Source organism: Saccharomonospora sp. NB11 (assembly GCF_015910535.1).
Taxonomy (GTDB): domain Bacteria; phylum Actinomycetota; class Actinomycetes; order Mycobacteriales; family Pseudonocardiaceae; genus Saccharomonospora.
Genome location: NZ_JACBJG010000002.1, coordinates 212566 through 236783 on the forward strand (window position 1 = coordinate 212566; position 24218 = coordinate 236783).

Below are 24218 nucleotides of genomic sequence, written 5' to 3' on the forward strand. Positions count from 1 at the left end.
TCCCCTGATCGAGCGGCAACATCATTTCCCGAGCACGACGACACCGCGCCCCCGAGGACGCGGTGTCGTCGTCGAACGCGGTGGATGCCCGTCGTCGGTCGGCGTTACCTCCGGGCCTGCTCGGCGGCCAGGACGATGCGTCGCTTTTCGGCGTCGGAGATCACGTCGGCCGCGGCCAACTCGGCGGCGACGTCGGCGGCACGCTCAGCCGCGCCACCCGACCGGTGCTGCTCGCCGTGTGAGATGAACAGGTCGTTGATCGTGCACCCGTCACCGGTGTCGACGTTGGCGACGGTGGTGTCGTGTCCGTCGATCATCACGGTCGGCCGGATGTCCGATCCCGGGCAGGCGTCCCCCTCGGCAGCCACGACGGTGAACGTGAGCGTTCCGTCCTCGGACCGGTTCCCCGCCTGGTCGACGGCGTGGTAGAGCACCGTGTGCTCACCGGGCCGATTGATCACGATCGGCTCTCCGTAAGGCGTGTACGAGCCGCCGTCGAGCGAGTACCGCAGGAAGCGGACACCGGAGCCGGAGTCGTCGGCGGACAACGACACCGTGGCCGAGTCCACGTAGTTCCAGTCCGCGTCCTGGTCACCGGTCACCTGCGCCGTCACCTCGGGCGGCGTGGTGTCCCCCTCGTCGGCCTCGACGACGGTGAAGGTCACCGACCCGACCTCCGAGGTGTTCCCGGCGCGGTCGGTGGCCCGGTACTGCACGGTGTGATCACCCGGCTCCGCCACCGTCACCGGCTCCGAGTACCCGGTGAACCCCGCACCGTCCAGGTCGTACTCCACACTGTCCACACCAGACCCGGAGTCCTGCGCGTCGACCTCGACGACGGCCGCACCGACGTAGTTGCCGTCCGCATCGGTGTCACCCGACACGGCCGCCGACACCTCCGGAGGGTCGGAATCGTTCGGGTCCCCTTCGACAACGGTGAAGGTCACCGACCCGACCTCCGAGACGTTGCCCGCCGCGTCGGTGGCCCGGTACTGCACGGTGTGATCACCCGGCTCCGCCACCGTCACCGGCTCCGAGTACCCGGTGAACCCCGCACCGTCCAGGTCGTACTCCACACTGTCCACACCAGACCCGGAGTCCTGCGCGGACAGCGACACGGTGGCGGCACCGATGTAGCTGCCGTCGGCATCGGTGTCACCCGACACCGTCGCCGTCACCTCCGGAGGCGTCGTGTCGTCACCCCCGCCACCGTCCTCGCTCACCACGAGCACACCCTGCATCGCCGAGTGCCCCGGGATCGCGCAGTAGTAGCGATAGGTGCCGGGCGAGAGCACCACGTCGACCTCGTACCGCCCCTCGTTGGCGTCGAACGGGCTGGCGACGATGTTGAGGGCGACGTCGGAGTTGTGCTCGGACGAGGACGTGTCGAACGTCAACGTGTGCGACATCCCCGTCGTGTTGCCAGTGGCCTCACTCGTCTCGAAGACGATGGTGGTCGGGCCCGGCTTCGCCGTCTCCGGCGCGGACGCGTACGCGGTCATGCTATTGCTCGCCGTCCAGGTCAGGACCTGCTCCTGAGCCGCCGCCCGAGGTTCGTCCCCTCCTCCCGGCAACGCGCCCGCCGGGACCAGCCACAGAGCGACCACGGCCACGGCGAGGCCCACGACCGCCGCGCCACGCACCGTTTCCTTCCGTCGAGCCCGCAGGCTCGCACGCAACTGGCGAATCATCGTCGACTCCCACTCCTCGGACCGTCGGGTCACAGTTCCCGGACCCGGACGTTGCGAAACTCGATTACATCGTCACCACCGTGGTTTTGCAGTCCGATGTATCCGGAGAGGAACTGACGCAGATCGGTCGGCGGGTCACCCTCTCGTGACGACTGCCTGCCCGGCACGTTGTCGAACTCGTTGATCACCGTGCCGTTGCGCACGATCGTGTAGTGCTGACCCTCGACCCGGATCTCGTAGTCGTTCCACTGTTCCTTCGGCGTCACCCCGGCACGACCGTGGTACACGCTGTCGAAGTTGTAGACCGACCCGGTCTTCTGCGGCTCTCCCGACTCACCGTCGTAGATCTGGATCTCGTGTCCACAGTAGATCGCGACCCATGCCGGTGAGTCCTTGGCCGAGCCCTTGGTGCCACAGCTCGTCGACGGCCGATCCTCCAGTGGCACCCGGGGGTCGGGGAAACGTACGAGCACGCCGCTGTTGGCCCGATGCTCGTCCGGTGCGACGTCCCGGAACTGCAGCTTGAGCGAGAAGTCGCCGTAGGCCTTGCCCGTGTACCACAGCATGCCGAGCCCACCGTCGGACCGCAGCGACCCGTCGGGACGCAGCTCGAACCGGCCCGCGTCCGCCTGTTCCCAGCCCGCCAGCGACTGCGGCGTGCCGTCGAAGATCGCCTCGTACCCGTTGTCGTCCCGGCCGCCAATGCCGGATTCCTCGGCCGCCGTCACCAACGCGTCGCGTTCGTCCTCGGTGAGCACGCCGTCCTCGACGAGCCGAGCCGTGACGTCGGTGACGTGGCTGACGAACGCGCCGTTGTCCGGCCAACTGCTCTCGTCGTCGATCAGATCGTCGACCGTGCAGCCGCCCGCCACCTCGTGGTTGGTGACGCCGGTGTCATCGTCGCGGTAGTGCACGGTGCGCACCGTGTCCGGCACGGCACACTCCACCGCGACGTCCTTCGTCACCGTCACCTGCTCCCCGTCCGCGTACGTCACGGTCAGGGTCGTGGTGTAGTCGCCGGGACGCTCGTAGGTGTGCGTCGGGTTCGCCTCGGTCGAGGTGGCCCCGTCGCCGAAGTCCCAGCGGTGGGACACACCGCCGGAACGCAAACCGTCGAAAGCGATGGTCAACGGCTTGTTCTGCACCGCGTACGCCCGCGCGGCCGGAGCCGGCGTGGCCGGGCCACCGTGGTAGGCCACCCGAACGAGCTTCTGATTGTCGTCCAGGCTGAAGAACCCGCCCGCGTAGTCCAGCAGGTACAGCGCCCCGTCGGGACCGAACTCGGCGTCCATCCAGCTCTGGAGCTGGTCGGAGCCCCCACCGCCGGGGATGATCGCGCGCAGGTCCTCAGCGAAAGGCGGAGGCGTGCCGTTCTCGACCGTGGCCGGGTCGATCGTCACCGCGATGCGGTTGTTGGCGTTCGACTGGTCGCCGATGAACCACTTGCCGTCCCAGTAGGCGGGCCAGGCCACCCCGCTGTCGGTGTCGACCTCGGAGCGGTAGTAGGTCGGCCCCGACATGACGGCCTGACTGCCGCCCTTGAGGTACGGCCACGTGTACGTGCTGTCGTCGAGGTCGTAGGTCGGGATTTCGCTGCCGTCCTCCCGCTCGGGGAACACCGGCCCACCGCCCTGCGGGGAGTACCAGATCATGTTGTCGCGCACCGGGGGCAAATCCTCCAGCCCCGTGTTGCGCGGCGAGGTGTTCTTCGGGTTGTCGCAGTCGTACCACCCGGTGAGCACACTGGCGTCCTCGTTGCTCCGATCACGGTACGGCTGCTTGTTGCCCATGCAGTACGGCCAACCCTGGTTGCCCGCCGACGTGATGATCGTGGCGTGCTCGTACTTCGCGGGCCCCAGCTCCGGGTCGGGCTCCATCGCGTCGGGCCCCACCCACGCCGCGGTGAGCCACCCGTACTTGGCGTCGATCTGGATCCGAGCCGGGTTGCGCACCCCCATCACGTAGATCTCGGGCCGCGTCTTGTCGCCCGGGTCCTCGGCCTCGGGGAAGAGGTTGCCCTCCGGGATGGTGTAGGTGCCGTCGTCCTCGGGATGGATGCGCAGGATCTTGCCGTTGAGGTCGTTGGTGTTGCCGGACGTACGGCGAGCGTCCTGGAAGGACACTCCCTTGTAGTCCTCGGTCCAGTTGTTGCCCGAGTACCCGTCCGAGCCCTGCGACGAGTTGCTGTCTCCCGTGGCGACGTAGAGGTTGCCGTCGTCGTCGAACGCCATTCCCCCACCAGCATGACAGCACGAGTGGATCTGCGTGTCCCAGGCCAGCAGGTCCTTCCGGCTGTCGAGGTCGATGCTCGCCGTCTCGTGGTCGTAGGTGAAGCGCGAGATCGTCCGCTCACCGATGCGTTTGTCGGTGTCGATCGACTCGTGCGGCATCCAGTACAGGTACATCCAGCCGTTGGTGGCGAAGTCGGGATCGAGTTCCAGCCCGAGCAGCCCTTCCTCCGCCTTGACGAGTTCGTCGCCGCTGCCGCGGTTGCCGAACACGTCGAGCGTGGCGAGCAGCGTCACCCGCTCCGTCTTTGGGTCCCACTGGTGGATGGTGCCGCACCCGAGACCGACGTTCTCGTCCTCCCAGTCGGGGATCGGCCCCGTCGCACACGCCGCCTTGCCGATGTAGAACACGGTGCCGTCGTCGGCGATGGCGAGCCCGTGCGGCTCGCCGATCTGGTCGAGTCGACCGGGCAGGTTCTCGCCGGTCAGTCGTTCGACCTCGTAGTTCGCGGCGATGGTGGCCTGACAGTCACCGCGGACGAGACCCGTCGTCCACTCCAACGCCCCCAGGAGGTGACCGCGGAAGTTCTTCTCGCCATAGCTGTCGATCGTGCCGCCCATCGCGGTGTAGAACGCCCGGCCCCCGCTGTAGTCGTGGCACCACGAGATCGGGTGGAACGGCCCGTTCGCCGCGGGCCCCGGGTCGTAGGTGTGCTCCTGCACCTGCGCGACGGTGTGGACGTCACCGATGGGGTTCGAATCCCAGTTCAACCACTTGTCGGTGCGCGTCCACGTCAGGGGAAGGCCCTTGTTCGCCGGATGCCGGCGGTCGACGACGCTGACCACCGCCTCCTGCGCGTCCGGATCCACCGGCTCGGTCTCCTCACCGGTGTAGAGCTCGAACTCGGCGAGCTGCGTGGCGTCGGCCCCGTCGTTGGACGTGACGTTGAGCCGGTAGTGCGAGTAGCTCGTGTCGTTGTCGAACCGGTACTGCTGGAGTTGGAACCGGTTGGGGAAGTCCTCCCCGGACCGCGAGTCGAGGTCGGTCCAGTTCTGGCCGTCGTGGGAGCCCTGGAGCGTCCAGTCCTTCGGGTCGCGGTCCGGGAAGTCGTTCGCGGACACCAGTCCGTAGTGCGACACGGCCGTGGGCTCGGCGAGTTCGACGCTCAGCCAGGCCGAGCTGTCGAACGCCAACCACTTCGTGTCGTCCTTGCCGTCGACGGCGTGGGCCGCCGACTCGTTCGGCGCGTTCTCGTCGCTCGCGGCGACGTTCGCGACCTCCACGGGCGTCGGCCGGGCTCCCGCGGGCCGCGCGCCGACGAGCCCGGAGAACCACGCGGAGCGCTCCTGCGCCCTCGCCGCGTCGCGGATGCCGAGGAATCCGCCACCGCCTTCGAGGAACCGCCGCAACGCCGCTTCCTGCGACGAATTCAGTTCGGAGCCGTGGGCCGACAGGAACACCACACCCCGGTACCGGGCGAGGTTCTCGCTCGTGAACGCCGCCGGGTCGGTGGTGACGTCGACGTCGAGACCACTCGTGGCACCGAGTTCGGTGATCGCGTCCGCCGCCCGCTCGACCGGGTCGTCCTGCTCGTCGGCGGCTCCGTGGAACACCAACACCGATGCCGTCCCGGCGGCCCGCCGCTCGGGTTCACGGTCGTCGGATTCCGACGCGATCGACGGCGGTGCCGCCGCGAGCCCGAGCACCAACGCCATTCCGGTCGCGGCCACCATGCACCGTCGCCACGGCGTCGGTCTCGCACGTCCGGCACGGGGTAGAGCTGACAATCTCCTTCGACCCATCTTCACTCCTCACTGAAGGGGTGTTGCAGGCCCTGTGGACACCTCAGCCCGGGGTGACGTGGTGCCCCCCGTCGTGTCCGAGGTAGCGGTCGATCGCCTCCTGAGCCCCGTCGGGCATGCTGCCGTCGGCATTGCGCACGAGGAAGATGCCCGACATGCCCGTCTCGGAGTGGCTCTGGACGTGGCAGTGGAACATCCACGCTCCCGGACCGACGCCGTCGCCCGCGACCACCTGGAAGCCGAACGAGTCGCCGGGGTTGAGATCCCGGGTGTCGATCACCCGGCTCGGGTCGTCGGGTCCCTGGAGGTAACCCGTGCGGTTCTCGACCCAGCGGTGTGCGTGGAGGTGGAAGGTGTGGAAGTTGTCGCCGTGCCCGATCGCGATGAACTCCACCCGCTCGCCCAGATTGGCCTCCAGGATGGGGACGTCCGGGGCCATCTTGTTGTTGATCGTCATGTTGTTGAAGACGACGGTGTGCTGGCGGTCGGGCAGCAGATCTCCCTCGCGGCGCACGACGAGCGCGCCGTAGAGGCCCTTGGCGATCCCCTCGGTGCCGTGATCGCTGCCGAGCGCGTGGTCGTGGTAGTGCCAGTAGCCCGCGCTGCCCGGCAGCCAGAAGCCGCCGGGCCCCTTCTTCGGCGCGTTCGTGCTCCACACGTACGTGCGGGTCTCGCCGGGTTCGTTGAAGGAGGCGTTGAGCGGGCTGCCGTCGGAGGCGGTGTCGTAGTTGACGCCGTGGGGGTGGATGGACAGTCGCCGGTCGGTGTTGTTGACCAGGTCGATCTCGAGGGTCTCGCCCTCCCACATCTCGAAGACCGGGCCCGGCACCGTGGCCTTGCCCGGTTCGAGTCCGTAGCCGTAGAGGCCGCCGGGCAGCTCCTCCGCGTAGACGGTGACGCGACGCGGGCCTCCCGCACGACTCGACCGCCCCGTGGCGGGGGCGGCCGTGGCGGTTCTCGCGCCGAGGGTGGACACGGCTACGGGAGCCACCATTCCGGCCGCGGCGCCGACCAGCATCGAACGACGGGACACCCGTGGGGACCGAGGTAGCCGAGTCTGTTCACCGGTCATGGGTCTATGCCTCCAGCGACATGAGTTTCCGTCGGGACGTTAAACACTTCTGGCGCAGCCGTAAATATCTACGGTCGACAACGCCCTACTTTTGACCAGAAAATGCAGAAGTGACTGCGCCGAACGGCCCAGCACGCACGGCCGTCCGCAGGCAGGCGAGCGAGCCTGCGGCTCGCACCCGGCGTGTCCGCACCTCTCGCACAGGTGTCTGTACCCCCTGTACGCGTGCCCGCACCCCCCGTACGCGTGTTCTCACCCCACGCGCGCGTGTCCGCGAGCTGCGCCCCCGTGTCCGCGGCTCGCATGCGCGTGTCAGCGGCTTACGCACGCGAGTCCGCACTTTGCACACGCGTGTCAGCGCCGAACGCCCGCGTGTCCGAGCCTTGCGCGCGTAGCAACACCTTGCGCACCTACGTCCGTAAGCAGCGCATCCGTCAGCGAGTTACGCACCCGCGTCAGCGCCCCGCGTCGCCAACACGCGTGCACGAGACCACAAGAAGCGTGCAGGCGACGACGACACACGTACGTACGGCGCCGACACACGTTCGCACGACGGCAACACTCGTGCGTACGGCGCGAACACTCGTACGGGAGGCGCGGACACACGTTCGCACGGCGCGGACACGCGTCCCCACGGCGCGGACACGCCGAGGGAGTTGGTCAGTCGTCGAAGTCGGTCGTCGAGCGCACTTCGAGATTCACGAACGTCGGTTCGTCGGCGCAGACCGCCCGCATCTTCTCGGCGAACTCCGTGGTGGCGGGGTGCTCCGAGTTGGCCATCGCGGCCGCGCGGTCGGGGAACTCCACGATCTCCACGTAGGTGTTCGGCCGGTCGCGATCGGCTCCGACGACGGCCCACCGAGCGGTGCGGTCGGCGCCGATCGCGTCGGCCCACTCGCGCGCCATCCGCTCGACCTCGTCGATGCGGTCCGTGCGGAACTCGATGAGCTGGACGAAGGCGCCGGGTGTCGTGTCGGCCACCGGGGCGTCCGCCAGACCCTGCCGCACACCCTCACGAAGCTCCTCGTCGTCGGTGTGCCCGTGCACGTCCACGGCGTGGTACACCGCCGCCCGCACCAGTTCTTCCTCCTCACCGCTCATGGCCAGCGTGCAGCCGGACACGCTCGGTGTCTCTCGGCAGTCCACGTATTTCCGTGTCATCACCGTTCTCCATTCCCGGGTCGGCGCCGCTTGACTTGTGTCCTCTCACGGCGCACGGTCGAAAGGCACGCCACGCTCCCGTCCTCGAACCGGTTCATGTACTTCTCACTCACCACGGTGCGTCACCTCGTGTCCGTTGTGGACACCATCGCCGGGGTCACCGACCCGGAGCGGTTCCCGCAGTCCGGGTTGGAGGCGATGTGCGACCTGCTCGGCGCGGACGCCGTCACCTACCACGCGCGGCACCACCCGACGGGCGCCGTGCGCCACGTCGAGTTCCGCCGCCGTCCTCCGGAGAACGGCTACGCCGGTGGGAGCGTCACGGTGTCGGTGCAGCCCTACCCCGGCCTCGACGTCACCGTGGTCTTCGTCCGCTGGGCGCGCCCGTTCACCGACGTCGAGCACGACGTGGGCGCCCTGTTGCGCGAACCGATCGCCTCGGTGTTGTGTCGTGCCCGCTCCGATCGGGTCGTCGACCCCACGATCACCGGGACCGACCTCACGGCGCGGGAACGGCAGATCCTCCGGCTGGTGGCGCGCGGCCGGACGAACGTCGCCATCGCGCACGAGCTGGCGTTGAGCCCCCGCACGGTGGCCAAGCACCTGGAGCACGTGTATCGCAAACTCCGGGTCGACGGTCGCGCGGCGGCAGTGGCGCGTGTCCTCGGTTGAGGGCTTCCACCCGCCGCGCGGGGCTCGGGCCGTCACGGCCGGAACTCGTACACCCGGTTGAAGTCGGTGGCCACGGCCTCCCGCGCGGTCGAGAACCCGGCCTCGCGGCCCAGGGCACACGTCGTGGCCGGTCCCGCCTGGTTGCCGAGACCGTAGGCGGGTTCGGCCGACAACCCGCTGGGCAGACAGATCCACGTCGACGCACCTGCCAGCAGGCGTCCCAATGGGTTCACCGTCTCCTCCACGCTGTCCCAGCTCATCGGCTCCACCAGCATCACCGCGCCGTCCTCGGCGAGTGCCGACCGCGCGGCCCGCAACGCCCCGAGCGGGTCGGGCATGTCGTGGAGGCAGTCGAAGAAGGCGACGAGATCGAACGTGCCCGTCAGGTCCGCCGCTCCCGCGGTGCGGAAGGAGACGCGGTCGGCCACCTCGGCGTCGGCGGCCCGGTGCTGGGCCAGCACGATCGAGGGTGTGTGGTAGTCGATGCCCACGAACGTGCTGCGTGGGTACTCCTCCGCCATGATGATCGTCGACGCGCCGAGCCCACACCCGACGTCGGCGACGCGGGCCCCGGCCCGCAGCTTCTCGTCCATCCCCGGCAGCGAGGGGATCCAGGTCGTCGTGAGATTGGCGAGGTAGCTGGGCCGGAAGAACCGCTCGGTGCCGAGGAAGAGGTCCTCGTGGTGCTCGTGCCAGCCCACGCCCTCACCGGTGCGGAACGCCTCGGTGAGCCGGTCGAGGATGCGGGTGGCGGCGGTCAGGTTCTGAAAGGCTCCGGCGACGTACGCCGGGCTGTCCGGGTTGGTGAACGCCTCGGTCTGTTCCGGCGACATCCGGTACCGGGCGTGCGCGGGGTCGGGGTCACCGTCGGAGCCGTCGTAGGTCACATAGCCGGTGGTGGCCATCGCCAGCAGCCACTCCCGCACGTAACGCTCGACGAGCCCGGTGCGCTCGGCAAGCCGGCGGGCGGTCATGGGTCCGCCCTCGGCGAGCTCGGTGAACAGTCCCAGCCGGTCACCGATCAGGGCCAGCGGCACGGTCATCGCCGCGCCCGCGTCGGTGACCACTTGGTGGACGAGTTCCTCCAGCCGTTCGGGGTCGACGACGGCGGACCGGTCGGTCGTGGTCATGAGCGTCTCCTTCCGTGCTACGTCCAGCACACGCTCGACGGCACGGAGACGTCCATACGCACTGCACGCACCTCACCGGGGTTGACGCGCGATGCCCCGGGTACGCCGGTGGACGACATGAGCAGGCACCCGGACGAAGGGCACGCGAGATGAATCGCATCGCCACCTGCCTGTGGTACACCTCGGGCGCGGAGGACGCCGTGAACTTCTACGCGACGGTCTTCCCGGAGCTGGAGGTGCAGGAGATCACGCGTCAGCCCGACGGCACCGTCCTCGTGGTGGTGTTCGAGCTGCGCGGTCAGCGCTACCTGGCGTTGAACGGAGGTCCGGCGTACAGCCTCACACCGGCCGCGTCGATCTACGTACCGTGCGAGGACCAGGCGGAGGTCGATCGGCTGTGGTCGGCGCTGACGGTCGACGGCACCGAGCTGCAGTGCGGATGGTTGACCGACGCCTACGGCCTGACGTGGCAGATCGTGCCCGCCGAGCTGCCGCGGCTGCTCACCGACCCGGACCCGGTGAAGGCGGAACGGGCGCGAGAGGCGATGTTGCCCATGCGCAAGATCGACATCGCGACCATTCGGGCCGCGGTCTCCGGCGCGTGACGTCGAGCGGTCAGACGCCCGCGTCGACCTGGCGCATCGAGGGAAAGTCGTCGCGCGACAGTTCGAGGATGCGTCGCAGCGTCAGCGGCGCGTCGTGGAGGACGAGTCGCCGCGGGGAGATCCGATCGGCGAGTTCGGCAAGCGCGTGCACGCCGCCGACGTCGATGAAGCCGAGCTCGTCGAGTCGCAGGTGGAGGTCCCCGTGCACGGGGGCGGCGGCGAGGGCGATCTCGAAGACGTCGCGGGAGGCGAGGTCGAGTTCGCCGTGGACCCGCCACGTGTCCGTCTCGTCGGGATCGGCGTAGAGGCCCGTCCCCACGCCGAAGGTGTCGTGCTGACGCACCGGGTGCACGAAGGCGAGTGCCGCGGCGGCGCGGTGGTCGACGAACCGGCCGTCGTAACCGCACAACACCGACAGCGGCAACCGGGCGATCATCTTGTCGGCGGCCAGTTCGGCGTTGACGAAGCGTTCGGCATCGGCGCGGCTCTGGATCGGCGGCGCACTCTCGGCGGCGATCCGGAGCCCGCTGTAGCCGGCCGCCTTGGCCTCGTCGACGGCGTGCTCGATGAGGGCGAGCTGATCGGCCAGCGAGGGACCGCCCGTGCCGCCTCGGGGCGACTCCATGCTCACCACGGCCACCTGCCCCGTGCGCAGCAGCTCGTCGCGTTCGGGCAGCGCCTTCAGGTCGTCGATCAGGTCGTCCTCGTCCCGGTCGGCGAGGTAGAGGATCTTCTCGTTGCGTGCCAGTCCTTCCCCGACGAAGGGCACCAGCACCTGGCACCACTCGTCGCGGCCAGCATGGAACCAGCAGGCATGATCGTGCCAGCCCCGTCCCACCGGGACGGTGAGCGTGCTTGTTCTCCGCATAGCCCCCACCTAATCAGCTCCCGAGGGAGGCGACTGGATTCGAAAGACCCCACTCAACCGTGATCCCGGTGGCTCCGAGAACCTCGGCGGCGGACCGTGCGGCGCAGTTGCACGATCCGAGCCACACCCAGCGCGGCGACCACGAGCGCACCGACCACAGCGGACAGCAACATCGACACACCGAGCGGAAGCGACCCCGCCGTGCCGAGGAACCGCACGGTGACGGACTCGGTGTTCTGCAAGATGAAGACCAGCAGCACCACGAGCAGCACCGTGGCGACGATGGCACCGACCCACGCGCCCCCGATCCGAGTGCGGTCGGTGACCGGAATTCCCGCGTTCCCGCCCCGTCTGCCGCGTCCGTGGGTGGCGCCGTCGGTGCTCATGGCTCCATCGTCGGGCCGTCGGGCGTGGTTCGCAGTGTGACCACTGCCGTGAGCGTCCTCGACCGGACACGACGGTCACCCACGGTCGCCCCTGTGTCCACAAGGTGACATCCACAGTGGACTGGACCTACGGACCGTCACCGTCGCCGTGACAGCACCGTGATCCGACAACGATCGGGTCACGGAAGATCGCCGTCGGGGCTGCCCGACAACATGATCTGTCGTGCGAGCTTGGCCGCGCGCACCACCGCACTGTCGGCCGTGGTCAGGCCGGGAAGGGTGTCGTCGGGCCGTGCGGGTCGCTCCTCCAGTTGGCGCAGCAACGAACCGAGTTCCGTCCCCAACCGCTCGACCGCCGCACCGATGGTGCGGGAGTCGACTCCGGAGTCGGGCGAGGTCGGGTCCGGCCGTAACGCGGCGATGACCACCGCCGCGAGCTGCTGCGCCACGTGCTCCGCGAGATCACCGGCCTCAGTCGTCATGATGTCCCTCCCCAGACGGTCACCTCGAGCCTCTCCCGCGACCGGCGGTCGGTGAAGAGCCGAAGGTCCCGCTACGACGGACCGTCGGGGTCGGGCAGCGGGACCGTCCAGATCAGCCGCACCGAGGACTCGGTGGCGTCGACGTGGACCGCGCCGCCCCTGTCGTGGGCCCGCCGCTGGATTTCCTCCAGCCACGCACTGTGGTCGAGGTCGGAGGGTGGCACGGCACCCTCGACCAGGACATCGACGGTCACCTGGTCGCCGACGTCCACGTCCAGGGTGATCTCCGGTGGTTCGTCGGCCCGCACGGCGTGACGCGCGAGTCTGCCGACCCCCTCGCGAGCCACCGCCTCGACGTCACGCCCCAACGAATCGTCGACGAGCGTGTCGAGTGCGCCCCCGATCCGCACGGACGGCGTCGCCACACCGGACGGTGGGCTCGACGCGATGTCGAGCAGCCTGCGCCGCAGACTCGTGTGCGCCGACGTCCCCAGCGAGTGCAGGTTGAAGATCGAGGTGCGAATCTCGCGCACCGTCTGGTCGAGTCGCCGGACCGCGTCCTGCACGCGTTCGGCGGCGTGTGGATCGCGGATACGCCCTGACACGCTCTGCAACCCCATGCCGATGGCGAACAACCGCTGGATGACGTGGTCGTGCAGGTCCGAGGCGATGCGATCCCGGTCGGCGAGCAGCGCGATGGCCCGCTCGCTCTCCTGCTTGTCCGCGAATCGCAACGCCACCGTCGCCTGCGCGGCGAACGAGGCCACGAGTGTCATCTCCTGCCGCGTGAAGCTGTTCACTCCCCGCCTGCGCAACGCCAGCAGGACCCCCTGCACACCCTCGGCGCTGCGCAGCGGCGCCACCACGGCCGGGCCGAACGGGGTGGTGAGCCCGGCGGGCAAGCGCGTGTCGGCGTCTCGGAGGTCGTCGAGGACCGCGGGCTCGACGGTGCGCAGCACGTCGGTGAGCACGCCTCGCGCCGCGACCAGCTCACCCACCGCGAGTCGGGGCACCGGACCGTACACCCCACCGACCGACAGCTCCCCGTCGCCTTCGTCGAGCAGCACCACGGCCGCGTCGGCACGGGACAGCTCCCCGGCCACCTCGGCCAGCCGCTGCAACGACCGGTCGGGCGACGCGCCGGACAGCAGCTCCGCGTTCACCGATGTCACGGCTTCCAGCCACCGACCACGCACCCGCGACTGCTCGAACAGCCGCGCGTTCTCGACCGCCACCCCCGCCGAGGCGGCCAACGACCGCAACACGATCTCGTCGTCGTCGCTGAACTCGCCCCCACCACGGCGACGACTCACGTAGAGCGTGCCCACCGGCTCGTCGCGCACTCGGACTGGCACGGCGAGGGTCGTGCGGGACTCCGGCGTGCGCGCCTGAGGCACCTCGATCGCCGAGATCGCGTCGTTCAGGGCCGACGCCGTGTCGGAGAGTTCCGTCGCGTCGACCGGATCACCCGGGTCGTCGCTCTCGCGGTCGTCGCGATCGAGGTCGATCGCGACCTGATCGGGTGCTCCGCCCTCGGGGTCGAGCACCGTCAACGCACCGCTTCGCGCCTCCACCAGATCCATGGCCGCCCGCACGGTGCGCCGCAGCGTGGCGTCGACGTCGAGCTGGCCGCTGACGGCGAGCACCGCGTCCAGCAGCGACTGGAGTCGATCACTGGTGCGGGAGATCTCCGTGAGCCGACTCTGGACCCCGGCGAGAAGCTCGTCGAGCTTCAGCCTGGCCAACGGTCGCGTGGCCGGCGTCGGGCGCAGCATCCGCTGCTCCCTGCCACCGGCTTCGGCACTGCTCGACATATCGGGCGTGTACCCGGGCCCGACGTCGTCAATCCGCTGCTCACCGGCTGTCTCGCGCCGTCACGCCCTGCCACCGGCGTCGCAGGAGACGCCTGTCACCGCACGAGGTGCGCCGGCTGGTGGGTGATCGCCTCGATGTCGGTGGCCGTGGACTGCAAGAGCTGACGCGACAGGTCGGCCAACGCCCTCGCCACCGCGAGTTCGTCACCGATGGCGGGCACGTCGTCGTCGTGCGGGTTCCGCCTCGCCACACCGATTCCCGTGTGCCGCGTGTCGTCGGCCTTGCGCAGCAGCGCCTCGGCCCGGGTCTGCCCGTCGTGCTCGTCGATGACGATGTTGATCGTCCACGTGTTCGTGTGTTCCATGTCGATCGCCTCTCTCGCGTCCACTGTGGGTCACCGGCACCGCGGCCGGGAGAGGCTTTCGTCCCGAGCGGTCCGCGAGTGGCGCGCGACCACGTCGGCGCGCACGATGGCGGCAACGACAACCACGGTTGCCGGAATGCGACAGGAGGACCCGGTGAGCGAACACCCTACGGTGACGGCCGTCGCCGCGCTGGCCGCCGAGCTGCTGGACGAGGCCGCAGGACGGCAGGCCCGCCGCACCGCCCGCACGCTCGTGTCCGGCAACGCGTTGCGGTCCACCCTCATCGCCCTACTCGCCGAGTCGGAGCTGGCGGAACACGACTCCCCACCCGCCGGCACACTGCACGTCCTCGGCGGGACCGTCCTGCTGCGCACGCCGAGCAGGCAGTGGGAGCTGGCGGAGGGCGATCTCGCCACCCTGCCTCCGGAACGCCACTCGGTGTACGCGCTGACCGACGCCACCCTGCTGCTGACCGTGGCGCTGCACTGACGCCCGAACTTGTCGGCGCACCGCGTCACGGCAACTCAGCGGGCGAACCAGCGTTGCGGTTCCGGTGCCGTGTTCTCGTAGATGTGCTTGGCCTCCTGGTACTCCGCCAGTCCGGCGTGACCGAGTTCGCGGCCCACACCGGATCGCTTGTACCCGCCCCATTCCGCCTGCGGGAGATAGGGGCCGAAGTCGTTGATCCACACCGTGCCGTGACGCAGCGCCCGCGCCACGTACTCGGCCTTGCGCGCGTCCCTGGTCCACACGGCCGCCGCGAGTCCGTACGTCGTGTCGTTGCCGATCTCCACGGCGTCGTCGACCTCCGAGAACCGCTCGACAGTCATGATCGGGCCGAACGTCTCCTCCTGCACGATCCGCATCCCGCCGTGGCAGTCGTCGAACACGGTGGGCAGGTAGAAGAACCCGCGAGCCAACTTCGGGTCGTCGGGACGCCGTCCCCCGGTGAGCAGCCGCGCCCCCTCATCCAGCGCGACCGAGGTGTACGACTCCACCTTCGCCCGGTGTTCGGCCGACACCAGCGGTCCGCTCTCGGTGTCGGGGTCGAGCCCGTTGCCCAGCTTGATGTGCTCCACCCGCCGCACGAGTTCGGTGACGAACTCGTCGTGCAGCGAGTCCTCGACCACGAGCCGGGTACCGGCGGAACACACCTGACCGGCGTGGAAGAACACCGCCAGCAGTGCGTAGTCGATGGCGGCCTCGAAGTCGGCGTCGGCGAAGACGACGTTCGGGTTCTTGCCGCCCAGTTCGAGCGCGACCTTCTTCACCGTGCGGGCCGCCGACGCCATGATGGCCCGTCCGGTGTCCAGGCCTCCCGTGAACGACACCATGTCGACCTGCGGGCTCTCCGTCAACGTCGCGCCCACCGGGTCTCCCGCGCCGAGGACGAGGTTGACCACGCCCGGTGGTACGCCCGCCTCGTCGAGCAGCTCCACCAGCTTGATCGTGGTCAGGGGCGTGACCTCGCTGGGTTTGAGGATCATCGTGTTGCCCGCCGCGAGCGCGGGCGCCACCTTCCACGACATCTGCAACAGCGGGTAGTTCCACGGCGCGATGAGTGCGCACACCCCGATCGGTTCGTACAGCACCCGGCTGCGTACCGCCGGGTCACCCGCGTCGACCAGTCGTCCGGGATCGGACTCCGCCTGGGTCGCGTAGTACTCGAACACCGAGGTGACGTCGTCGACGTCGATGCCGCTCTCCACCAGCGTCTTGCCCGTGTCGAGCGTCTCCAACCGGGCGATCTCCGCCCGGTCGCGTTGCAGCAGTTCCGCCACCCGCCGGAGCAGCAACGACCGGCGCCGGGCGGTCCACCCACGCCACTCGCCGTCGTCGAACGCCCGTCTCGCGGCCCTGACGGCGGCCTCCGTGTCGGTCACCGCCGCCTCGTCGACCGTGCGCACCACGGACTGGTCGAATGGGTTGACGACCTGTCGGGTCCCACCGGCCACGGCGGACACCCAGCGGCCGTCGACGAACAGAGTGGACATAGCGCCACCTTCCCGGAGTGCGGCGTGCTCAGCGCGACGCCGCCGGTCTCGCTACCGTGAAGACAACGTGCCCTGAAATGTCCTCCACGCAAACATCGCGGCCACCGCACGTGCTCACCGGGGCCGGCGCGGCGGTGCGGTTTCGCCGAAACGGGAGCGGCGTTGGCGACGAACGACGGCCACCACGGCCCCCACGACCCCCACACCGGGTCACTGTCCACCCCGGACACGACACGGGAGAGCGGGCTGAAGTACAGCGTGTTCCTCGGGGCCGCGCTGCTCATCGTCGCGCTGTCCCTGTGGGCCATCATCACGCCGACCGGCGCCTCCGACGCCATCGGCAGCGCGGTGTACTGGATCTCGCGCGGGTTCGGCTGGTACTACTTCCTGGCCGCCACGCTGTACCTGGTGTTCGCGCTTTTCGTGGCCTTCTCGCGCTACGGCAAGGTCAAGCTCGGCCCGCAGCACGCCACACCCGACTACGGCGTGTTCTCGTGGGCGGCCATGCTGTTCGCGGCGGGCATCGGCATCGACTTGATGTTCTTCTCCGTGTCCGGTCCCGTCAGCCACTACCTCGCTCCGCCGGAGGGGACGGGCGAGACGGTCGAAGCGGCCCGACAGGCCGTCGTGTGGACGCTGTTCCACTACGGCATCACGGGCTGGGCGATGTACGCCCTCATGGGCATGGCGCTGGGTTACTTCGCGTTCCGCTACCGGCTCCCTTTGGCAATCCGCTCGGCGCTGTACCCGCTCATCGGTCGACGCATCCACGGCCGGTCCGGCGACGCCGTCGACCTCGCGGCGATCATCGGCACCATCTTCGGCATCTCCGTGTCCCTCGGCATCGGGGTCGTGCAGCTCAACTACGGCCTGCGCTTCATGTTCGGCATCCCCGAGGGCGTGGCAGCCCAACTCGCGCTCGTCGTGCTCGCGGTGCTCATGGCCACGGCCTCGGCGGTGTCGGGCGTCGACCGCGGCATCCGCAGACTGTCGCAGCTCAACATCCTGCTCGCCGCGGTGCTCATGGTGTACGTGTTGGTGCTCGAAGGCCCCATCCACCTGCTCAACACGCTCGTGCTCAACATCGGCGACTACATCAGCCGGTTCCCGTCGATGACGCTCAACACGTTCGCCTACGACCAGCCGGTGGACTGGCTGAACGACTGGACCCTGTTCTTCTGGGCCTGGTGGATCGCCTGGGCGCCCTTCGTCGGACTGTTCCTCGCCCGCATCTCGCGTGGCCGTACCCTCCGCGAGTTCGTCGCCGCGACGCTGATCGTGCCGTTCCTGTTCACCCTCACGTTCCTGTCGGTGTTCGGCAACAGCGCGATCAGCGTCGTCCGGCAGGGCAACGCCCAGTTCGGCGAGACCGCGATGAACGCGCCGGAGCAGGGCTTCTACGGCCTGCTCGACCAGTACCCGGGGGTGACGTTCAGCGCCGGGCTCGCCACCTTCGTGGGCCTGTTGTTGTACGTGACGTCGGCCGACTCCGGTGCCCTCGTGATGGCCAATCTGAGTTCCCGCCTGCCCACGCCGATCACCGACGCCCGGCCGTGGCTGCGGATCTTCTGGGCGATCGCCACCGGTCTGCTCACCATGGCGATGCTCATCGTGGGCGGCGTCGACGCTCTCACCAGCGCCACCATCATCATGGGCCTGCCGTTCTCCGTCGTGATGTTCTTGATCATCTGGGGCCTCTACCGGGCGTTACGGGTGGAACGGTTCCGCGAGGAAGCCCTGCGCACCACGCTGCCGTCGTCGCTGTCGGTGCGCACGACCGCGCCGGGAGCGGCCCGCACCTGGCGTCATCGACTCGCCCGAACGCTCAGCTTCCCCGGCCGACGCGCGGCGTTGCGGTTCCTCGACGACGTCTGCCGCCCGGCTCTGCACGACGTGGCCCGGGCACTTGCCGATCGCGGCGTGGAAGCCACCGTCAGCGAGGAGACCGAACCCGAGAGCGCACTGCCGGATCTCACCCTGCGCGTCCCGCTCGGGACCGAGCAACACTTCGGCTACCGGATTCGGCCGGTGGAGCGACCGACCCCGACGTTCGCCATGCGGTCGGTGGCCGAGCACGACCGCTACTACCGCATGGAGGTCCACCTCGCCGAGGGCGGGCAGGACTACGACGTCATGGGCTACACGCGCGATCAGCTCATCGGCGACGTCCTGGACCAGTACGAGCGGCATCTCGAATTCCTGCGGCTCCATCGCGAGACCGAGGCCCGCCACGTGTTCCCCGACCACACGCCACCACAACCGCACGAGACGGCCTCGGAGGACGAGGGCGAGAGTCCCCGTTGAGCGGTGCCGCCCGCTACTCGACAGCGGCCAGGGCGATGACGAGAGCGAGCCGGGTCTTCGGGTCGTCGAGCCGCAACCGCACCAGCTCGCTCATCCGCCGCATGCGGTAGCGGACCGTGTTGGGGTGCACGTCGAGCGCCGCCGCCGCGGCCCCGAGGTCGCCTTGAGCCTCCAACCACGCCCGCAGCGTCGCGACGTAACGGGTGTTGTGCGCAGCGTCGTGGGCGGCGAGTTCCACGATCGGACCCCGGCGTGGTTGCCGCCCCGACCCGGCCGCCGTGCGCAGTCGCTGGAGCAGGATGTCCGACCACGCGGCGTCGTAGTCCACGGGTCCTGCGCCCGGCCGGGTGACGTGCAGGGCCAGGCACTCGTCCGCCTCCTGCCTGCCCGCGGGCAACTGCGTCACCTCGCACACACCGCCGATGCCCGCCGACACCGTGACGTGCTCGGGCAGGTCACGCACCAGGTCGTGCACCCACGTCCGCGCGGGCGTCGGATCGTCCCCGCACGGCAGCACGGTGTAGACCGTGTTGCCGAAGAGCGTGCTCCGACCGGGCCGCGACCAGCCGAAACCCGTGGTGGCGCGGTCGTAGACGAGCAGCACCGCGGCGTGCCGTTCGTCGTCGGCGTGGGCCTGCATGGCCACCACCCGGAACGTCTCCGGGGGCAGGCCGAGCTTGCTGCACACCGAGGCCGCCTCCGGCGTGCCCTCCAGCAGTTGCACGACCAGCTCCGACTCCACCTGGCGTTCGAGGTCGGCACTCACGCGGAAGCGCAGCAGGTGCAGCGCCACCGCCTCCGCACCGTCCTTCAGGGCGCGCAAGCGCCGCCCGGCGAGCGGTTCGTCGCAGGTCACCCACACCGACCCGAGCAACTCCCTGCCTGCCCGCACGCCCGCCACCATGCGCCCCCGCAGCCCGTGTTCCGGCGAGGGCGCCACGAACAGCGGCTCCTCCGAGGTCCCGAGGTGGCGGAAGACCCCACGCTCGGAGAACAACCGCCGCACGGGCTCCGACACGCGGCGGCCGAGGATCGTGTCGAGGCGGGCCGGATCGGCGTCCTGTTGCAGCGACGAGTAGGCGACGACCCGCGACAGCCGGTCCTCGACGGTCACCTGGCCGCCGACGGTGCCCGCGATCGCGTCGGCCAGCGCGAACAGGTCGCTCGGACCGCGACCCGAGCCGGTCTCGCGGCCCTCCAGCACCAGGCCGTAGACGACCCCGCAGATCTTGCTCCACGACACGGCCGGGTCCACCAACAGCACGGCCACACCGTGGCTCTCCGCCCGCACCCGCGTCGCGTCACCGGTGACCGAACCGTGCACCAGCACGACGGTCGCCTGCGCGGCCACCGCCAAGTCCACGGCGTCCCGCGCGTCCCGCACCCCGACCGCCAACAACACGTCGCCGACCGGTGTCCCGCTGTCCGCCGGGTCGTGCACCACGACGCTGTGCAGCTCGGTGTCCCGGGACGGCACGCGCGCCCAGGAGCGAACGCCGTATCCACCGAGGACGTTGATGAGCCGATCCAGTGTCACCATGGTCCCGAGTGTTCCCTTGGACTCCGTCGTACAAAGGGTCGGCATCAGATTGTCCGGATCCGACAACCGCCGGACGCGTGTGGTCGGTCACTCTGGAGGACGCAACGACGCACACAGCCCACGCCCACGAGGAGGCAGGCGGTCATGAACGGAAACACACGCATCGACGGCGGTCCCCGAACGGCTGTGGTGGTCGGCGCGGGGATCGTGGGTCTCTCGACCGCCTGGTTCCTGCAGGACCACGGCGTCGAGGTCACCGTGGTGGATCGCGACGACGTCGCCGCGGGTGCGTCCTGGGGCAACGCGGGTTGGCTGTCCCCCGGCCTCGCGATCCCGCTGAACGAACCGAGCGTCCTCAAGTACGGTCTGCGCACCCTGCTCGACCCGAAGGCGCCACTGCACGTGCCCTTCACGCCCGACCTCGGGCTGTGGAGCTTCCTCACCCAGTTCGCCGCCCACTGCACCTGGGGTGCGTGGGAACGCGCGGCCCGCGCCAACCTGCCCTTCAACGCCGAGTGCCTCGCCGCGTTCGACACCCTCACCTCGTCCGGTGTGGAGGCGCCCACCACGAGCGCGCCGATCACCGCGTTGTTCGAGAACCGCACGCAGGCCGTGGGACTTTTGAAGGAGCTTCGCCGCATCAATGACTCCGGCGGTCACATCGCCTACCGCGGGCTCGAAGGCGACGAACTCCGTGAGCTCGCCCCGCAGGCCTCCGGGCGTATCACCGCGGGTGTGCAACTCGAAGGCCAGCGCTACGTCGACCCGGGCGCGTTCGTGCACGCCCTCGCCGACGCCGTCCGCCGACGGGGCGGCGAGATCCGAACCGGATTCGACGTCACCGACATCCGCACGCACCGCCAGTCGGTCACACTGGAGTCGCGGTCGGGAGACACGGTTTCGGGCGACGTGGGCGTGGTGGCCACCGGCGCGTGGCTGAACCGGCTCGCGCGCAGCAAGGGTGTGCGGGTGCCGGTCCGCGCCGGTCGGGGCTACTCGTTCACCGTGCCCACCGACCGTCCGGTGCCGAACCCGGTGTACCTGCCGCACGTCCGCGTGGCCTGCACGCCGTACCGGGGTGCGCTGCGGGTGGCGGGCACGATGGAGTTCCAGGGCGCGGACGCGCCGCTGGTCCCGGCCCGCATCGAGGCCATCGTCTCCTCGGCCCGCAACCTGCTCGACGGCGTGCACTGGGAAGAGCGCACCGACGAGTGGGTGGGTCCCCGACCGGTGACTCCGGACGGCAAGCCCCTCATCGGTGCGACGACCGTTTCGAACCTGTACGTCGCAGGCGGGCACGGCATGTGGGGGTACACGCAAGGCCCCATCACCGGTCGCCTGCTCGCCGAGCAGATCGTGACGGGCAAGCAGCCCGAGGCGTTGCGGGCGGTCGATCCGCTGCGGTGAGTCGTGTCGGTCGGCCGGTCCACTGTGACCGGCCGACAGGCTCGGCGTGTCGGCGATTGCACCTGGTCGGTTGACACCCGTTCCTGTGACGCAATTTTCACCTCGCCCGTTGCGGTCCTACCGTTTGACGCGTCAGAAGTACGCCCACCACTGGGGTCCGGATGCGTCCGGAGGGACCGTTCATGAACAAGACTGCCGACCAGATCGTCGTCGGTGACCGGATCACCTACCTCGCGGGAACACCGATCGGGATGGAGAAGCTCTTTCTCAGCGGCGAGGTGGTCGCCTACCCGATCGTCGACCCGTACACCTCGGTGTTGTGGTTCCCGACCCGACCCGACGACGCCGAAGCCGACGCCGAGCCGGTGTGGGTCCGTCACGACAAAGTCGTCGACGTGGCCTCCGCCGTGGAGTGACGACTCACGCCACCAGCCGTCGCAGGGCCGCCCCTGCCGCACGGACCACCGGGTCGCCATGGCCGAAACACAGTGTCTCGACGTCCAGTTCGGACAGGGCTCGGATCGAGCGCATCAGCTCGGTTCGGTCCCTGTTGAACACGCCCGGGATCACGGCTCCGTCGTGTTCGGCGAGCGTGTCGCCGGTGAACAACACGCGGTGATCCGGTTCGTACAGGGCAATGCTGCCCTCGGTGTGCCCCGGAACGTGCAGAACGCGCAAGCCTCCATACAGGACGTCACCGTGTGCCACCGTGGCGTCGACCGGAGCCGGAGGTCCGGCCAGATGTTCCTCGACCCGGGCGTACAACGGTCGCTCCCACTCTTCGAGCACGGGCGGAGAGGGAGCGCGGTCGCCGCCGACACAGTCGGCTTCGAGTTCGTGTGCGAGCACCGGGGCGTCGCTCCAGCGACGGATCTCCGCGAGCGATCCCGTGTGGTCGCCGTGGCCATGCGTGACGACCACGGTGTGCAAGGCGGCACGTGAGCCACCGATCCGTTCGACCGCGTCGGCGATCTCGTCGCCGCTTCCACGCGGCCCCGAATCCACGAGCGTGAGACCGTGGTCGTCCCGCCAGAGGTAGCACTGCCCCACGTCGAACCGGAGCAGGTGCAGCCGAGGGGTGACGGCAATGAGGTCCATGCCGCGTGACGCTAGCGACCCTCGCCATCCCACCGCAGCCGTGTCCGCGCCCAGCGAACGCCTGCCAGCGTCCTGCGCACGCATGTCGGCGTCCTGCGCACGCCTGCCAGCGTCCTGCGCACGCATGTCGGCGTCCTGCGGCGCCGACATGCGTGCAGGAGTCGCCGACAGAGCCGGAGCCGGGTCAGCGGAGCTTGATGACGACCTTGCCCCTCGCCGCGCGGGTGTCCAGTTCGGTCAGTGCGGCGGCGATGTCCTCCAGGGCATAGGTCGCGCCGATCGGCGGGTCGAGCACTCCCGCGTCGAGCAACGGACGAAGCTCGGCCCACTGCTCCTGCAGGTAGGCGGGTCGCTTCCCCCAGAACGCGCCCCAGCCGACGCCGACGACGGAGATGTTGTTGAGCAGCAGGCGGTTGACCTTCACCGTGGGGATCTCGCCCGCCGTGAACCCCACGACCAGCAGACGGCCCTCCGGCGCGAGGCTGCGCAGCGAGTCGGTGAACCGGTCGCCTCCCACCGGGTCGACGACGAGGTCCACCCCGGAGCCGTCCGTCAGGTCCCGAGCCGCGTCCCGGAAACCCTCGGGCGCGATCACCTCGTGCGCCCCGGCCCGACGGGCGACCTCGCCCTTCTCCGTCGACGACGTCACCGCGATCACGCGCGCGCCGAGCGCCGACGCGAGCTGCACCGCCGCCGTGCCGACACCCCCACCGGCACCGTGCACGAGCACGGTCTCCCCCTCACGGAGTCCACCGCGCCGGGTGAGCGCGAAGTGCACGGTGAGGTAGTTCATCGGCAGCGCAGCGGCGGCGACGAACGACGTCGTGTCGGGCACGGGGAACACGGCGTCGGGCGACACGGCCACCGTCTCGGCGAAGCCTCCCAGCCCGGGGAACGCGGCGACCCGGTCACCCGCCCGCACGGACGCGTCGGCCGGGGCCGAGCGCACCACGCCGGCGACCTCCGTCCCGGGGATGAAAGGCAGCTCCGGCTTGTACTGGTACAGCCCGCGTGTCTGGAGCACGTCGGGGAACGTCACCCCGGCCGCATGAACGTCGATCACCACCACGCCGTCGGAGCCGAGTGGTTCCTCGACGTCGGCCACTCGTACCGCGGCGGGGCCGTCGAGGCTGGTGATCTGCGCAGCTCGCATGGGCGACTCCTTCGTCAGAGGGCGACACTGCGCACCATACTAAGCAAGCGCTCACCCATCGGGGAAGGTGTGTCAGCGGCCACACCCGTCACGGTTCAGTCTCGCCGTCGGCCCGAGCCGATCACGACGCGATAGAGCACCAGGATGACGAGGGCGCCGAGGATCGCCAGCCCCCACGTGCGCAGGTCGAAGAACGTACCGAGGTCGGTATCGAATGCGTTGCGCCCGATCCACCCTCCGAGCAGCGCACCACCGATGCCCAACAGAATCGTGATCACACAACCGCCGGGATCGCGCCCCGGCATGAGCAGCTTCGCGATGCCGCCGGCGAGCAGTCCGAGAACGATCCAACCCAGTACACCCATGGGACTCACCCTACGGGCTTTTCGATCATCCGACACGGCGACGCCAAGCCGACGAAGGGCCCGAGCCGACCGTAGGCGC

Annotated in this window: 21 protein-coding genes; 6 read left to right on the forward strand and 15 right to left on the reverse strand. The window is 69.6% G+C overall.

Going from position 1 to position 24218, the window contains the following annotated elements; all coding sequences use genetic code 11:
- Nucleotides 1–104: 104 nt before the first annotated feature.
- The 4 genes from JAV51_RS03285 to JAV51_RS03300 form a co-directional block, all read right to left on the reverse strand.
- Nucleotides 105–1691, reverse strand: coding sequence for an OmpL47-type beta-barrel domain-containing protein (locus JAV51_RS03285; protein ID WP_197319108.1), 1587 nt, complete (start codon nt 1689–1691; stop codon nt 105–107).
- A 29-nt stretch (nt 1692–1720) separates the two neighbouring features.
- Complete coding sequence (locus JAV51_RS03290) at nt 1721–5722, reverse strand: ThuA domain-containing protein (RefSeq protein WP_197319109.1); 4002 nt, start codon at nt 5720–5722, stop codon at nt 1721–1723.
- Nucleotides 5723–5765: 43 nt separating this feature from the next.
- Complete coding sequence (locus JAV51_RS03295; RefSeq protein ID WP_231641179.1) at nt 5766–6740, reverse strand: multicopper oxidase domain-containing protein; 975 nt, start codon at nt 6738–6740, stop codon at nt 5766–5768.
- A gap of 714 nt (nt 6741–7454) precedes the next feature.
- Nucleotides 7455–7955, reverse strand: coding sequence for a DUF1059 domain-containing protein (locus tag JAV51_RS03300; RefSeq protein WP_197319111.1), 501 nt, complete (start codon nt 7953–7955; stop codon nt 7455–7457).
- Nucleotides 7956–8051: 96 nt separating this feature from the next.
- On the opposite strand from JAV51_RS03300, the gene JAV51_RS03305 reads away from it, so the two are divergent.
- Entirely contained in the window at nt 8052–8627 is a 576-nt protein-coding gene (locus JAV51_RS03305) for a helix-turn-helix transcriptional regulator (RefSeq protein ID WP_197319112.1), read from the forward strand.
- Nucleotides 8628–8659: 32 nt separating this feature from the next.
- Here JAV51_RS03305 and JAV51_RS03310 read toward each other — a convergent pair whose 3' ends face one another.
- Nucleotides 8660–9757, reverse strand: a complete 1098-nt coding sequence (locus JAV51_RS03310; RefSeq protein WP_197319113.1) for a class I SAM-dependent methyltransferase — start codon at nt 9755–9757, stop codon at nt 8660–8662.
- Between the two features lie 149 nt (nt 9758–9906).
- Here JAV51_RS03310 and JAV51_RS03315 point away from each other — a divergent pair, with 149 nt between their 5' ends.
- A complete protein-coding gene (locus JAV51_RS03315; RefSeq protein ID WP_197319114.1) occupies nt 9907–10362 on the forward strand; it encodes a VOC family protein in 456 nt (151 codons plus the stop codon).
- 10 nt (nt 10363–10372) lie between these two features.
- Here the strand turns inward: JAV51_RS03315 and JAV51_RS03320 are convergent, their stop codons facing one another.
- The 5 genes from JAV51_RS03320 to JAV51_RS03340 all read right to left on the reverse strand — a co-directional run bounded on the left by JAV51_RS03320 (nt 10373) and on the right by JAV51_RS03340 (nt 14277).
- Nucleotides 10373–11230 carry an MEDS domain-containing protein gene (locus JAV51_RS03320; RefSeq protein WP_197319115.1) on the reverse strand — a complete coding sequence of 286 codons (858 nt, stop codon included), beginning with the start codon at nt 11228–11230 and terminating at the stop codon, nt 10373–10375.
- Nucleotides 11231–11283: 53 nt separating this feature from the next.
- Nucleotides 11284–11616 carry a lipopolysaccharide assembly protein LapA domain-containing protein gene (locus tag JAV51_RS03325; RefSeq protein ID WP_197319116.1) on the reverse strand — a complete coding sequence of 111 codons (333 nt, stop codon included), beginning with the start codon at nt 11614–11616 and terminating at the stop codon, nt 11284–11286.
- 179 nt (nt 11617–11795) lie between these two features.
- Complete coding sequence (locus JAV51_RS03330; RefSeq protein ID WP_197319117.1) at nt 11796–12098, reverse strand: hypothetical protein; 303 nt, start codon at nt 12096–12098, stop codon at nt 11796–11798.
- A gap of 71 nt (nt 12099–12169) precedes the next feature.
- Nucleotides 12170–13912, reverse strand: coding sequence for a GAF domain-containing protein (locus JAV51_RS03335; RefSeq protein ID WP_197319118.1), 1743 nt, complete (start codon nt 13910–13912; stop codon nt 12170–12172).
- A 95-nt stretch (nt 13913–14007) separates the two neighbouring features.
- Nucleotides 14008–14277: a DUF1876 domain-containing protein gene (locus tag JAV51_RS03340; protein WP_197319119.1), complete on the reverse strand. Its 270-nt coding sequence runs from the start codon at nt 14275–14277 to the stop codon at nt 14008–14010.
- A gap of 154 nt (nt 14278–14431) precedes the next feature.
- On the opposite strand from JAV51_RS03340, the gene JAV51_RS03345 reads away from it, so the two are divergent.
- The gene (locus tag JAV51_RS03345) at nt 14432–14767 is read left to right on the forward strand and encodes a hypothetical protein (RefSeq protein ID WP_197319120.1); all 336 of its coding nucleotides are present in this window, start codon (nt 14432–14434) and stop codon (nt 14765–14767) included.
- Between the two features lie 35 nt (nt 14768–14802).
- On the opposite strand, the gene JAV51_RS03350 is transcribed toward JAV51_RS03345, so the two are convergent.
- The gene (locus tag JAV51_RS03350; protein ID WP_197319121.1) at nt 14803–16272 is read right to left on the reverse strand and encodes an aldehyde dehydrogenase family protein; all 1470 of its coding nucleotides are present in this window, start codon (nt 16270–16272) and stop codon (nt 14803–14805) included.
- Between the two features lie 162 nt (nt 16273–16434).
- On the opposite strand from JAV51_RS03350, the gene betT reads away from it, so the two are divergent.
- The gene (gene betT, locus JAV51_RS03355) at nt 16435–18576 is read left to right on the forward strand and encodes a choline BCCT transporter BetT (RefSeq protein ID WP_374058966.1); all 2142 of its coding nucleotides are present in this window, start codon (nt 16435–16437) and stop codon (nt 18574–18576) included.
- Between the two features lie 13 nt (nt 18577–18589).
- Here the strand turns inward: betT and JAV51_RS03360 are convergent, their stop codons facing one another.
- On the reverse strand, nt 18590–20116 hold the full coding sequence (locus JAV51_RS03360; protein ID WP_197319122.1) for a CdaR family transcriptional regulator: 1527 nt from the start codon (nt 20114–20116) through the stop codon (nt 18590–18592).
- A 144-nt stretch (nt 20117–20260) separates the two neighbouring features.
- On the opposite strand from JAV51_RS03360, the gene JAV51_RS03365 reads away from it, so the two are divergent.
- Together JAV51_RS03365 and JAV51_RS03370 are read left to right on the forward strand one after the other, a co-directional pair.
- On the forward strand, nt 20261–21523 hold the full coding sequence (locus tag JAV51_RS03365; RefSeq protein WP_197319123.1) for an FAD-binding oxidoreductase: 1263 nt from the start codon (nt 20261–20263) through the stop codon (nt 21521–21523).
- Between the two features lie 182 nt (nt 21524–21705).
- Nucleotides 21706–21939, forward strand: coding sequence for a hypothetical protein (locus JAV51_RS03370; RefSeq protein WP_197319124.1), 234 nt, complete (start codon nt 21706–21708; stop codon nt 21937–21939).
- Nucleotides 21940–21943: 4 nt separating this feature from the next.
- Here JAV51_RS03370 and JAV51_RS03375 read toward each other — a convergent pair whose 3' ends face one another.
- The 3 genes from JAV51_RS03375 to JAV51_RS03385 all read right to left on the reverse strand — a co-directional run bounded on the left by JAV51_RS03375 (nt 21944) and on the right by JAV51_RS03385 (nt 24139).
- Nucleotides 21944–22621 carry an MBL fold metallo-hydrolase gene (locus JAV51_RS03375; protein WP_197319125.1) on the reverse strand — a complete coding sequence of 226 codons (678 nt, stop codon included), beginning with the start codon at nt 22619–22621 and terminating at the stop codon, nt 21944–21946.
- A gap of 184 nt (nt 22622–22805) precedes the next feature.
- Entirely contained in the window at nt 22806–23774 is a 969-nt protein-coding gene (locus JAV51_RS03380; RefSeq protein ID WP_197319126.1) for an NADPH:quinone oxidoreductase family protein, read from the reverse strand.
- A gap of 95 nt (nt 23775–23869) precedes the next feature.
- Nucleotides 23870–24139: a GlsB/YeaQ/YmgE family stress response membrane protein gene (locus JAV51_RS03385; RefSeq protein WP_197319127.1), complete on the reverse strand. Its 270-nt coding sequence runs from the start codon at nt 24137–24139 to the stop codon at nt 23870–23872.
- Nucleotides 24140–24218 lie beyond the last annotated feature (79 nt).

What these genes read in the sequence shown, in the direction of transcription:
- JAV51_RS03290 (WP_197319109.1), bottom strand. Translation starts at nt 5,722, where the DNA reads ATGGGTCGAAGGAGATTGTCAGCTCTACCCCGTGCCGGACGTGCGAGA.
- JAV51_RS03295 (WP_231641179.1), bottom strand. Translation starts at nt 6,740, where the DNA reads ATGCTGGTCGGCGCCGCGGCCGGAATGGTGGCTCCCGTAGCCGTGTCC.
- JAV51_RS03375 (WP_197319125.1), bottom strand. Translation starts at nt 22,621, where the DNA reads ATGGACCTCATTGCCGTCACCCCTCGGCTGCACCTGCTCCGGTTCGAC.
- JAV51_RS03335 (WP_197319118.1), bottom strand. Translation starts at nt 13,912, where the DNA reads ATGTCGAGCAGTGCCGAAGCCGGTGGCAGGGAGCAGCGGATGCTGCGC.
- JAV51_RS03310 (WP_197319113.1), bottom strand. Translation starts at nt 9,757, where the DNA reads ATGACCACGACCGACCGGTCCGCCGTCGTCGACCCCGAACGGCTGGAG.
- JAV51_RS03330 (WP_197319117.1), bottom strand. Translation starts at nt 12,098, where the DNA reads ATGACGACTGAGGCCGGTGATCTCGCGGAGCACGTGGCGCAGCAGCTC.
- JAV51_RS03285 (WP_197319108.1), bottom strand. Translation starts at nt 1,691, where the DNA reads ATGATTCGCCAGTTGCGTGCGAGCCTGCGGGCTCGACGGAAGGAAACG.
- JAV51_RS03305 (WP_197319112.1), top strand. Translation starts at nt 8,052, where the DNA reads ATGTACTTCTCACTCACCACGGTGCGTCACCTCGTGTCCGTTGTGGAC.
- JAV51_RS03315 (WP_197319114.1), top strand. Translation starts at nt 9,907, where the DNA reads ATGAATCGCATCGCCACCTGCCTGTGGTACACCTCGGGCGCGGAGGAC.
- JAV51_RS03340 (WP_197319119.1), bottom strand. Translation starts at nt 14,277, where the DNA reads ATGGAACACACGAACACGTGGACGATCAACATCGTCATCGACGAGCAC.
- JAV51_RS03360 (WP_197319122.1), bottom strand. Translation starts at nt 20,116, where the DNA reads ATGGTGACACTGGATCGGCTCATCAACGTCCTCGGTGGATACGGCGTT.
- JAV51_RS03325 (WP_197319116.1), bottom strand. Translation starts at nt 11,616, where the DNA reads ATGAGCACCGACGGCGCCACCCACGGACGCGGCAGACGGGGCGGGAAC.
- JAV51_RS03370 (WP_197319124.1), top strand. Translation starts at nt 21,706, where the DNA reads ATGAACAAGACTGCCGACCAGATCGTCGTCGGTGACCGGATCACCTAC.
- JAV51_RS03350 (WP_197319121.1), bottom strand. Translation starts at nt 16,272, where the DNA reads ATGTCCACTCTGTTCGTCGACGGCCGCTGGGTGTCCGCCGTGGCCGGT.
- JAV51_RS03365 (WP_197319123.1), top strand. Translation starts at nt 20,261, where the DNA reads ATGAACGGAAACACACGCATCGACGGCGGTCCCCGAACGGCTGTGGTG.
- JAV51_RS03320 (WP_197319115.1), bottom strand. Translation starts at nt 11,230, where the DNA reads ATGCGGAGAACAAGCACGCTCACCGTCCCGGTGGGACGGGGCTGGCAC.
- JAV51_RS03300 (WP_197319111.1), bottom strand. Translation starts at nt 7,955, where the DNA reads ATGACACGGAAATACGTGGACTGCCGAGAGACACCGAGCGTGTCCGGC.
- JAV51_RS03380 (WP_197319126.1), bottom strand. Translation starts at nt 23,774, where the DNA reads ATGCGAGCTGCGCAGATCACCAGCCTCGACGGCCCCGCCGCGGTACGA.
- JAV51_RS03385 (WP_197319127.1), bottom strand. Translation starts at nt 24,139, where the DNA reads ATGGGTGTACTGGGTTGGATCGTTCTCGGACTGCTCGCCGGCGGCATC.